The organism is Acidisphaera sp. L21 (assembly GCF_009765685.1).
In the GTDB taxonomy this organism is placed as follows: Bacteria; Pseudomonadota; Alphaproteobacteria; order Acetobacterales; family Acetobacteraceae; genus LMUY01.
This window is the reverse complement of the sequence record NZ_LMUY01000007.1, coordinates 85,029-94,902: the sequence shown is the minus strand read 5'-3', so window position 1 is coordinate 94,902 and position 9,874 is coordinate 85,029. Positions and strand designations below refer to the sequence as shown.

The following is a 9,874-nucleotide window of genomic DNA, read 5'->3' as shown; positions in this document are numbered from 1 at the left end:
GTCCTATGGGATATTGGGGCAAATTGCTCGGTGGCGCCGCCGGGTTGGTGATGGGCGGCCCGTTTGGGGCGGTCATGGGTGCGGCCCTGGGTCATGCGGCCGACCAGGGCGCCATTCCACGCCTGCGAATGCCCGGCGGGTTCGGACTCAACCAGGCGCGCGTCGCCGCGATGCTCGGCGGACGGGACCAGCTATTCGCCATCGGCGTCGTGGTGCTGTCGGCCAAGCTCGCCAAGTGCGACGGCGCCGTGGTGCGTGAGGAGATCGACGCCTTCAAACGCCAATTCCGCATCCCGCCAGAGGCCGTGCGCGATGTCGGCCGCATGTTCGACGCCGCCCGCGACAGCAGCGAGGGCTTCGAATCCTACGCCTCCCAACTCGGCGACGCCTTCGCCGACACGCAGGGCGTGTTGGAGGACGTGCTGTCGGCCCTGTTCGCCATCGCCCGCGCCGACACCCCGGTGAACGGGCGGGAGATGGATTTCCTACAGCGTGTGCATGCGCGTTTCCGCCTCAACCCCGTGGCATGGGATCGCGCCCGCGGCGCCGCCCCCCGCTTCCGGCCGGAACCGACCGACGACGCCTACGCCGTGCTGGGCATCGCCCGCACCGCCTCGGATGACGAGGTGCGGGCCGCCTGGAAGGCGCTGGTGCGCGCCAACCACCCGGACAGCCTCGCCTCACGCGGGGTGCCGAAGGAATTCATCGCCAGCGCGACGGACAAGGTGGCCGGCATCAACGCCGCTTGGGACCGGATCAAGCGCGAACGCGGGTTGTAACGCGAGCCCGCCACGACGGGCTCGACCTCCCGGCTTGACGGCCCGACCCCCGGCGCGCACACCCCGCCGGGTCAGGTGGCTGGGCGGCCGCTGCGTTCCGTTTACGGGGCGTGGAGGAAAGTCCGGGCTCCACGGGAAGACGGTGCCGGCTAACGGCCGGCGGGGGTAACCCCAGGGAAAGTGCCACAGAAAATAAACCTCCCGCTCGGCTATGCGGGGAAGGGTGAAACGGGGCGGTAAGAGCGCACCGCGCCCCTGGTGACAGGGGCGGCAGGGTAAACCCCACCGGGAGCAAGACCGAATAGGGGTGGCCGGCGGCATCGCAAGATGGACGCGGGGGCTTTCTCGCCCCGTCACCCGGGTTGGTCGCGTGAGGCGTGCGGTAACGTACGTCCCAGAGGAATGGCCGTCCATCGCAGCCGAAGCGAGGACAGAACCCGGCTTATAGGCCACCTGACATTTCCTCACACCCGTCGGCTAAAGGCCGACTAAAGGTCAGTAGAACAAACAGTGAAAAACATTTCTTAACAACTAACTGTGGCCGGACTCTGTGTCTTCCTGGTAACTAACGCGTGAAAACGAGAACAAACGGAGCAGACCCAAGTAACCCCATCGCGATCCCTTTGACGCCCATATTTGCCCATGATATCCCATGGCATCCCATGAAACGGGGCGATTTGGGCGGGCTCGGCCGTTCCAAACATAGGTTAAGGGGTTCGCCGGGCCGCAATGAGTCAATTCCTGGGAACGCACCAGAACCGGTTGGACGCAAAGGGACGGGTCTCCGTCCCGGCCCCGTTCCGCACGGCACTGCGCCCAGGGGCAGACACCGAGGCGCCTGTCACCGCCATCCTGCGCCCATCGCATAAATATGCCTGCATCGAATGCTGGCCGGTCGCCAAGTTTGAGGCGCTCGCCGCGTCCATGAGCAAGCTCGCCCAGTTCAGCGACGCGCACGAGGATATGGCCGCCGCCCTGTACGCCGACGCCTTTCCGGTCGAGGCGGATAAAGAAGGCCGCATCGTTCTGCCAGCCGAGCTCGTGTCCCACGCCAATCTGTCCGGCCAGGTGTCGTTCATGGGCATGGGCGACACCTTCCAGATCTGGGAACCCGAGGCCGGTGCGGCCCGCCGGGCCGAGGCGCGCACCGGCGCCCGCCTGCGCGAACTGAGCCTACCCGGCGCGGTGGCCGCATGATGCAGCACATCCCCGTCATGCTGCCCGAGATCCTCGACGCATTGGCCCCTACCGACGGCGCCACCTATCTGGACGCCACGTTCGGTGGCGGCGGTTATGCCGGCGCGATCCTGGAGGCCGCAAACTGCACCCTGTGGGCGATCGACCGCGACCCGGACGCGATTGCCCGCGGCGCAGCCCTCGCGGCGCGCTTCCCCGGCCGGCTGCATCTGCTGCACAGCTCCTTCGCCGAGATGCTGGCGATGCTGGCCGAACGCGGCATCACCCGGTTGGACGGCGTTGTGATGGATCTGGGCCTGTCCTCCTTCCAGATCGACGATCCGGATCGCGGCTTCTCCTTCCGCGCCGACGGCCCGCTGGACATGCGCATGGACCGCGCCGGTGAAACCGCGGCCGATTTGGTGGCGACCTTGCCGGAAGCCGAACTGGCCGACACGCTGTATCAGCTGGGGGAGGAGCGTCTCTCCCGCCGGATCGCCCGCGCCATCGTGCTGGCCCGGGCGGAGGCGCCGATCACCACCACCGGCCAACTCGCCGCCATCATCCGCCGCGTCGTGCCGAAAGACGCATCCGGCATCGACCCGGCGACCCGCTCGTTCCAGGCGCTACGCATTCGCGTGAACGACGAGTTGGGACAGGTCGAGCGTGCGTTGACGCAGGCAGCCGGGCTGCTGAACCCCGGCGGCCGCCTGGTCGTCGTGTCTTTCCATTCGGGCGAAGATCGACTCGTGAAACGGTTTATGACGGAGGCGGCCGGGCGCCAGCCCGCTCCGTCCCGCCACGATCCGCGCGGCTTGGCGGGGCGGACGATCCCCGACTTCCGTCTGCTGTCCACCCGGGCCCGTCGCCCGACAGATGCCGAAATCGCCCGCAACCCTCGGGCGCGTAGCGCCAAGCTGCGCACCCTTGAACGCCTAACGGAGCCAACGCCATGATCCGGCCCCTCACCTGCCTCTCCCTCGTCGCCGCCCTCGGTTCCGGGCTCTATTTGTATCAGGAGAAGCATCGGGCTCAGTTGCTGGACCGTGATATCGGCCGCACGGTGAAGCTGGCGGAGCAATCACGCGACCGGATCGGGCTGTTAAAGGCCGAATGGGCGCTGCTGAACGAGCCGGAGCGGCTGGCCGGTCTGGCAGCCCAGCATCTGCAATTGTCGTCGCTGCAGCCAAGCCAGTTCGCGCGGATCGAAGACCTGCGCAACCGCCTGCCGGCCATCAGCACCGCACCCGTCACGCCGGCCGCACCAGTGGAGGAGGCACCAGTCGCCGCGGCCACCCCGGCTGTGCCGACGCGCACGATGATGGCATCCGCCCAGCCGCCGGCGCCCGTCTCCGCCGCCGCAGCACCCGCGCCGATCATGATGGCCCCCGTGCGGACCGTTCAGGTGGCGGCGACGATCCCCGTCGCCCCGGTCGAGCGTGCCGTCGTGAAGCCGAGCGCCGCCGCCGCTACATCCCCGATCCAGACCATTACCGCGCGCCCGGCGTCGAAGCCTTCGCCGCGCCTGATGACCGCCGCGCTGAAGCATGAGGCCGATCCTGTGATCCGCGCCTCCGCCGAACCGGCGATGCGGGCGGAGACGGTGACCCGCGCCGTCGAGCCGCAGCCGGTGCGCCGCCTGTTCGCCCCCGTGATGCCCGCCTACGCGCCGACCCCGGTCGCCGTGCACGCCCCGACTGTGCAGACCGCGAGCGCCACTGCGCCTGAGTCAGCCTTCGTCGGCTCGGCCCTGGGCATGGCACACACGACGCTCGCCGCGCCGGTGCCGATGTCGTCCGCGACCAGCCTGGGTGCGACGTACGGCCGATGAACGAGCCGCCGCCCTCCAACGCACCACCCGCCCCGCGGCGCGGCGCACCGCGGATCGGTGGCGCAACCCCGCTGGTGGAGAACGTGCGCGTCACTGCGCCGGACCTGCGCCGGCGTGCGGCGTTGGAGCAGTCGCGGTCCCGTCTGCTGATCGCGGCAGCCGGCTTCATGGTGTTGTTCGGCGCCGTCGTGGCCAAGCTGGCCAGCGCCACCATCATCTTCCCGATGATGCCAAAGCTGTCGGCCGAAGTGCCGGTGGTGCCGGACCCGGCGGCAATGGCCGCGGCGGATGCCAATCCCGACGCGCCGATGCCGGGCACGCTGACCGCCCAGCACGGTCCCCGCGCCATGATCACCGACCGCAACGGCGAGATCCTGGCGATCTCGCTGCCGACCTCGGGCCTATACGCCAACCCGAAGGAGATGATCGACCCGGCCGACGTCGCGCACAAGCTCAAGAGCGCGCTGCCGCGCCTGGACGAGCAGAAGGTCCTGGCCCGTCTCACCGCGGCCAAGCAGTTCGTCTACCTCGCCCGGCAGATCAACCCGCGGGAGCAACTGGCGATCAACGCGCTCGGCATCCCCGGCGTCTATTTCCAGCCGAGCGAACGCCGCCGTTACCCGCAGGGCCGCGTGGCATCCCAGGTGCTGGGTGGCGTCGACGTGGACAATCACGGTATCGCCGGGGTGGAACGCTTCTTCGACGACCGCCTTCGCGACGATGCCACGCCGCTGCGCCTTTCGATCGACGTGCGCGTCCAGGCCGTCCTGCGCGACGAATTGTCCAAGTCCATGGAAGAGTTCACCGCCATCGGCGGCTGCGGCATCGTCATGGACGTGCGCACCGGCGAGGTCATCGCCATGGTGAGCCTGCCGGATTACGACGCCAACAAGGCCGCCCAGGCGACCCCGGAGGAGCGGTTCAACCGTGCCGTCACCGGCATGTACGAGCCCGGCAGCACGTTCAAGCTGCAGACCGCCAGCATGGCGCTGGATAGTGGCATCGCGAATTTGTGGAACGAGTACGACGCGGCCAACCCGATCCATATCGGCCGTTTCACCATCACCGACTTCGAGGGCAAGCACCGCTTCCTCTATCTGCCGGAGGTTCTGGCCTACTCCTCCAACCTCGGTGCGGCGCACATCGCCCAATCCGTCGGGCCGGAGCGGCAGCGTGCCTGGCTGAGCAACATGGGCATGCTCGAACGCATCGGCGTCGAACTGCCGGAGACCGGGCGGCCGATCTTCCCCTCGGTCGCGAATTGGAAAGAGGCCGCGAACCTCACGATCGGCTTCGGCCACGGCATCGCCGTCAGCCCGCTGCACGTGGTGCGCGGCACGGCCACGTTGGCCAATGGCGGCGTGTTGCTGCGGCCTACCTTGCTGGCGCAGGACCCGGGGGCGCCGCCGCGCGTCGGCGTGCGGGTGATGCAGCAGCAGACCAGCGACACGATCCGCAAGCTGATGCGCCTCGTGGTGACGGACGGTTACGGCAAGCCGGCCGACATCCCCGGCTACTACGTCGGCGGCAAGACCGGCACGGCGGAAAAGGTCGGCGGCCACGGCTACAAGAAACACACCAACGTCAGCGCGTTCATGAGCGTGTTTCCAATGAACGCGCCGCATTACGCGGTGTATTTCATGCTGGACGAGCCGCACGGCAACAAGGCGACGGGCGGCTACTCCACCGCCGGCGCCGTCAGCGCGCCAGCAGCGGGCCGGGTCATCGCCAAGATCGCGCCGATGCTGGGCCTGCTGCCGGACATCGCCGACATGCCGCAACTCACCGCCGCGCTCAGCGTGCCGATGCAGCCGGGCCACGGCTACGTGTCGCGCTGGAACGGACCGCTGGATTTCGTGCCGCCGTCCACTCCGCTGGCAAGCGCCACGGCGGCCGTCGCCGCGACCGCATCGTCCTCGCCAGTGCCAACGCTGCGCCAGGCCAAGCACGGGCGCGGGCCGGAGCCGGTTCCGGCGTCCATGCCGCCGCAGCCGGTCATGCGCACGCCGGAGCAGATGCGTCACGAGGCCAGCCTCGGTACCCAAGTTGCGGCTCACTGACATGCTGCGCAACGTTCAGATCCCCGTTGCCGGGGTGCCCCCGGTATCCATCACCGGCATGACGGCGGACAGCCGGGCCGTGGTGCCCGGCTTCTTGTTCGCGGCCCTGCCGGGTACGAAGGTGGATGGTCGCCGCTTCATTGCCGATGCGGTGGAGCGTGGCGCCGCCGCGGTGCTGGCACCGTTGGGCACCGAGTGGCCGCCCGGCGTGCCGCCCCGCCCGATGATCCAGGATGCAGAGCCGCGCCGTGCCTTGGCACGCCTGGCCGCGGTGCAGGCCGGCCCGCAGCCAGAGGCGATCGTTGCCATCACTGGCACCAACGGCAAGACCAGCACGGCCGACTTCCTGCGCCAGATTGCCGGTCACACCCGCCCTTCTGCGAGCCTGGGCACGCTCGGCGTCGTGGCCCCCGGCCGCCCCGGCGGCAGCGGGTTGACCACGCCCGATCCGGTGACCCTGGCGCAGACCTTGGCCGCGCTGGCGAAGGAAGGCGTGCGGTTCGCGGCGTTGGAGGCATCGTCCCACGGGCTGGACCAGTTCCGCCTGGATGGCGTTCGGATCAGTGCCGCCGGGTTCAGCAATCTGACCCGCGACCATTTGGACTACCACGGCACGATGGCGGCCTACCGCGCGGCCAAGCTGCGCCTGTTCGACGCCCTGCTGCCCACCGGTGCGCCCGCCATCGCCAGCACCACGCTCGACCCCGAGACGACCAGCGCATTGCGCCGCATCGCGGCGGAGCGGCGGCTGGCACTGCAGTTCGTAGGCGAGGATGGCGATGCGATCCGCCTGATCCGCGCCGTGCCGCATCCCGGTGGCCAGCACCTGGACCTGCTGGTGCATAGCATTCGCCGCACGGTGGAGCTGAACCTGCCGGGCCGGTTCCAGGCCGATAACGCGCTGATGGCCGCCGCCCTGGCCGAAACCGTCGGCATTCCGGATGCGTTGGGCCGCCTGTCCGCACTGGCCGGCGTGCGCGGCCGCATGGAATTGGCGGCGACGCTGCCAAACGGCGCGGCCGTGTATGTCGATTACGCCCACACCCCGGATGCGCTCGAGCGGTTGCTGACAGCACTCCGCCCGCATACCGCCGGTCGGCTGCACGTGGTGTTCGGCGCCGGCGGCGACCGCGACCGCGGCAAGCGCCCGCTGATGGGGGAGGTGGCAAGCCGCCTGGCCGACCTCGCCATCGTCACCGACGACAACCCGCGCAGCGAGGACCCGGCCGCCATCCGCGCCGCCATCCTGGCCGCCGCCCCCGGCGCCCGCGAAATCGGCGACCGGATTGCCGCCATCCAGTCCGCCCTGAACGATCTGCGCCCCGGCGACGTGCTGGCCCTGGCAGGGAAGGGGCATGAGCAGGGACAAACCATCGGCACCACCGTGCTGCCCTTCGACGACGTTGCGACGGTTCGTCAGCTAGCGGGCCTGGCGTGATGTGGAGCGCCGTCGATCTGGGCGCCGCGACGATGGGCGCGGCGCGCACGCCGTTCGATGCCACGGGCATCTCCATCGACACCCGCACCCTGCAGCCCGGCGATCTGTTCATTGCCCTGGTGGGTGAGAATGGCGACGGGCACGCCCACGTGGCGGAGGCGCTTGCCAAGGGTGCGGCCGGCGCCCTGGTGCAGCACGACCTGCCCGGCGCCACGCTGCTGGTGCACAACACGCTGGACGCGCTGTGGGGCCTCGGCCGCTACGCCCGGGCGCGATTCCGCGGCAAGATGGTCGCCGTCACCGGCAGCGTCGGCAAGACCACCACCAAGGAGATGCTGCGCACGATCTTCGCCACCGTCGGCAAGACCCACGCAGCCCCGGCCTCCTACAACAACCAATGGGGCGTGCCGCTGACCTTGGCGCGCCTGCCGGCCGACGCCGCCTATTGCGTGGCCGAATTGGGCACGAACCACCCTGGTGAGATCAGCCCGCTCTCCAAACTGGTGCGGCCGGATGTCGCCGTCATCACCGCGATCGAGGCCGCCCATATTGGCTATTTCGGCAGCATCGAGGCGATTGCGACCGAGAAGAGTGCCATTGGCGACGGTCTGCCGCCGAATGGTGTGGCGGTGTTGCCGGCGGACAGCCATCTGCTCGGCCGCCTGGCGGTTCGCGCCCGCCGCACCGACACGTTCGGGCTGGCTCAGGTGATCGAGATGCACCCCGACCAGGACGGCACCACCGTCACGGCCCAGGTGGAGAACCGGGAGGTGCAGTTCCGCGTCAACGCCCCCGGCCTGCACATGGTGCTGAACGCCCTGGCGGCGCTAACGGCCGCCAGCGTGCTGGGGATCGATGGCTCCGCCGCCATCGCCGGGTTCACGCCGGGCGCTGGGCGCGGGCTACGGCGCGAGCTGCAGGGCGACATCCGGCTGCTGGACGAAAGCTACAACGCCAACGGCGCGTCGATGCACGCCGCGTTGGCGGTGTTGCGCAATTCGCCGGGCCGGCGGATGGCGGTGCTAGGCGATATGCTGGAGTTGGGCACGCATGGGCCGGCCGAACATCTGGCCCTGGCCCCGGCGGTTTCTCAATCGGCGGATGTCGTGTTTACCTGCGGCCCGTTGATGCAGGGCTTGTTCAACGCCCTACCGGCCGCGCTGCGTGCCGCCCATGCCGCGGACAGCGCCGCGCTGGCCCCGCTGGTCAAGGCGGCGGCGGCAGCCGGGGACGTCATTTTAGTCAAAGGTAGCCTCGGGAGCCGCATGGCCACCGTCGTTCGCGCGTTGGAGGGCATCGGCTGATGCTGCTGTTGCTCACCCGTTCGTCTGCCGACCAGGTCACGGTCTTCAACCTGTTCCGCTACATCACGTTCCGCGCCGGCGCCGCGTGCCTGACCGCGCTGATCATCGCCTTTGTGTTGGGGCCGTTCGTCATCCGCTGGCTGAAATCCGTACAGCGCGGCGGCCAGCCGATCCGCCTCGACGGGCCGGAGCGCCACCTGATCGAGAAGAAGGGCACGCCCACCATGGGCGGCATGCTGATGCTGCTGGCGATGGGCTTCTCCGTCTTCGTCTGGGGCAATCTGGCCAATGGCTACGTCTGGGCGGTGATGTTCGTCACCTTCGGCTACGGCGCGATCGGCTTCGCGGACGACTTCCTCAAACTGTCCCGCCGCAACACCAAGGGCGTATCGGCCCGCGGCAAGCTGGTGGCACAGCTCGTCATCGGGCTGATCGCCGCCGCCTGGATGAGCTGGCTGACGCGCGGGCCGCTGGCGACGGGGCTGACCCTGCCGGTGTTCAAGGAAGTGCTGATCCCGTTCAGCTACGCCTTCCCCCTCGTCGGCATGTTCGTGATGCTCGGCGCCTCGAACGCGGTGAACCTGACGGACGGCCTGGATGGCCTGGCCATCGTGCCGACCATCATCGCCTGCGCCGTCTTCGCGCTCATCGCCTACCTGGTCGGCAACCGCGTCTTCGCCGATTACCTACAGCTCAACCCCGTGCCCGGCGTCGGTGAGTTGATGGTGTTCCTCGCCGCGCTGATCGGCGCCGGGCTGGGGTTCCTGTGGTTCAACGCGCCCCCCGCGGCGGTCTTCATGGGCGACACCGGCAGCCTGGCGCTGGGTGGTGCATTGGGCGCCGTGGCCGTGGCGACGAAGCATGAGATCGTGCTGGCCATCGTCGGCGGCCTCTTCGTGGTGGAAACCGTCTCCGTCATCATCCAGGTGTTCTGGTTCAAGCGCACCGGCCGCCGCGTGTTTCTCATGGCGCCGCTGCACCACCACTTCGAAAAGAAGGGCTGGGCCGAGCCAACCATCGTGATCCGATTCTGGATCGTGTCGATGATTCTGGCCCTGGTCGGCCTTGCCACGTTGAAGATCCGATGACCGCCTGGCCCACCGACCTGTTCGCCGGCCGTCGCTTCGCGGTCGTGGGCCTGGGCAATAACGGCCTGCCGGCCGCCACCACGCTCGCCGCCATGGGGGCGGACGTCGTGGCTTGGGACGACAAGGCCCTGCCAGTTGATACCGGCCTGAATTTGCGCGACCCGACGGCCGAGATCGGCGGCTTCGATGCGCTGGTCC

At 69.1% G+C, this 9,874-nt stretch carries 8 protein-coding genes, 1 other RNA gene and 1 pseudogene; all 10 read left to right on the top strand.

All coding sequences use genetic code 11. The features are described 5' to 3' along the window. Positions 1-5 precede the first annotated feature (5 nt). Positions 6-779 (top strand): TerB family tellurite resistance protein, encoded by a 774-nt coding sequence (locus tag GSQ76_RS01265; protein ID WP_158742095.1) that lies wholly within the window; start codon positions 6-8, stop codon positions 777-779. 71 nt (positions 780-850) lie between these two features. Further along, positions 851-1,240: RNase P RNA component class A (gene rnpB, locus GSQ76_RS01260), an RNA gene on the top strand. 268 nt (positions 1,241-1,508) lie between these two features. Beyond that, positions 1,509-1,976: a division/cell wall cluster transcriptional repressor MraZ gene (mraZ, locus tag GSQ76_RS01255; RefSeq protein ID WP_158742094.1), complete on the top strand. Its 468-nt coding sequence runs from the start codon at positions 1,509-1,511 to the stop codon at positions 1,974-1,976. Next, positions 1,973-2,911, top strand: coding sequence for a 16S rRNA (cytosine(1402)-N(4))-methyltransferase RsmH (rsmH, locus tag GSQ76_RS01250; RefSeq protein ID WP_158742093.1), 939 nt, complete (start codon positions 1,973-1,975; stop codon positions 2,909-2,911). Before mraZ ends, rsmH begins: the two co-directional genes overlap by 4 nt. Next, positions 2,908-3,786, top strand: a complete 879-nt coding sequence (locus GSQ76_RS01245; RefSeq protein WP_158742092.1) for a hypothetical protein — start codon at positions 2,908-2,910, stop codon at positions 3,784-3,786. Before rsmH ends, GSQ76_RS01245 begins: the two co-directional genes overlap by 4 nt. Next, positions 3,783-5,846, top strand: a complete 2,064-nt coding sequence (locus GSQ76_RS01240) for a penicillin-binding protein 2 (RefSeq protein ID WP_158742091.1) — start codon at positions 3,783-3,785, stop codon at positions 5,844-5,846. The genes GSQ76_RS01245 and GSQ76_RS01240 overlap by 4 nt, the downstream gene beginning before the upstream one ends. Before the next feature lies 1 nt (position 5,847). After that, the gene (locus tag GSQ76_RS01235) at positions 5,848-7,284 is read left to right on the top strand and encodes a UDP-N-acetylmuramoyl-L-alanyl-D-glutamate--2,6-diaminopimelate ligase (protein ID WP_158742090.1); all 1,437 of its coding nucleotides are present in this window, start codon (positions 5,848-5,850) and stop codon (positions 7,282-7,284) included. Continuing rightward, positions 7,284-8,588, top strand: coding sequence for a UDP-N-acetylmuramoyl-tripeptide--D-alanyl-D-alanine ligase (gene murF / locus GSQ76_RS01230; protein ID WP_158742089.1), 1,305 nt, complete (start codon positions 7,284-7,286; stop codon positions 8,586-8,588). Before GSQ76_RS01235 ends, murF begins: the two co-directional genes overlap by 1 nt. Further along, complete coding sequence (mraY, locus tag GSQ76_RS01225) at positions 8,585-9,676, top strand: phospho-N-acetylmuramoyl-pentapeptide-transferase (RefSeq protein ID WP_408836152.1); 1,092 nt, start codon at positions 8,585-8,587, stop codon at positions 9,674-9,676. The genes murF and mraY overlap by 4 nt, the downstream gene beginning before the upstream one ends. Beyond that, positions 9,673-9,874: pseudogene (locus GSQ76_RS01220) on the top strand (UDP-N-acetylmuramoyl-L-alanine--D-glutamate ligase); the annotation flags it as partial. The gene mraY and the pseudogene GSQ76_RS01220, both read left to right, overlap by 4 nt.

Bases quoted from the DNA above. Each gene is read 5' to 3' on its own strand.
- GSQ76_RS01265 (WP_158742095.1), top strand. From the start codon at position 6: ATGGGATATTGGGGCAAATTGCTCGGTGGCGCCGCCGGGTTGGTGATG.
- mraZ (WP_158742094.1), top strand. From the start codon at position 1,509: ATGAGTCAATTCCTGGGAACGCACCAGAACCGGTTGGACGCAAAGGGA.
- rsmH (WP_158742093.1), top strand. From the start codon at position 1,973: ATGATGCAGCACATCCCCGTCATGCTGCCCGAGATCCTCGACGCATTG.
- GSQ76_RS01245 (WP_158742092.1), top strand. From the start codon at position 2,908: ATGATCCGGCCCCTCACCTGCCTCTCCCTCGTCGCCGCCCTCGGTTCC.
- GSQ76_RS01240 (WP_158742091.1), top strand. From the start codon at position 3,783: ATGAACGAGCCGCCGCCCTCCAACGCACCACCCGCCCCGCGGCGCGGC.
- GSQ76_RS01235 (WP_158742090.1), top strand. From the start codon at position 5,848: ATGCTGCGCAACGTTCAGATCCCCGTTGCCGGGGTGCCCCCGGTATCC.
- murF (WP_158742089.1), top strand. From the start codon at position 7,284: ATGTGGAGCGCCGTCGATCTGGGCGCCGCGACGATGGGCGCGGCGCGC.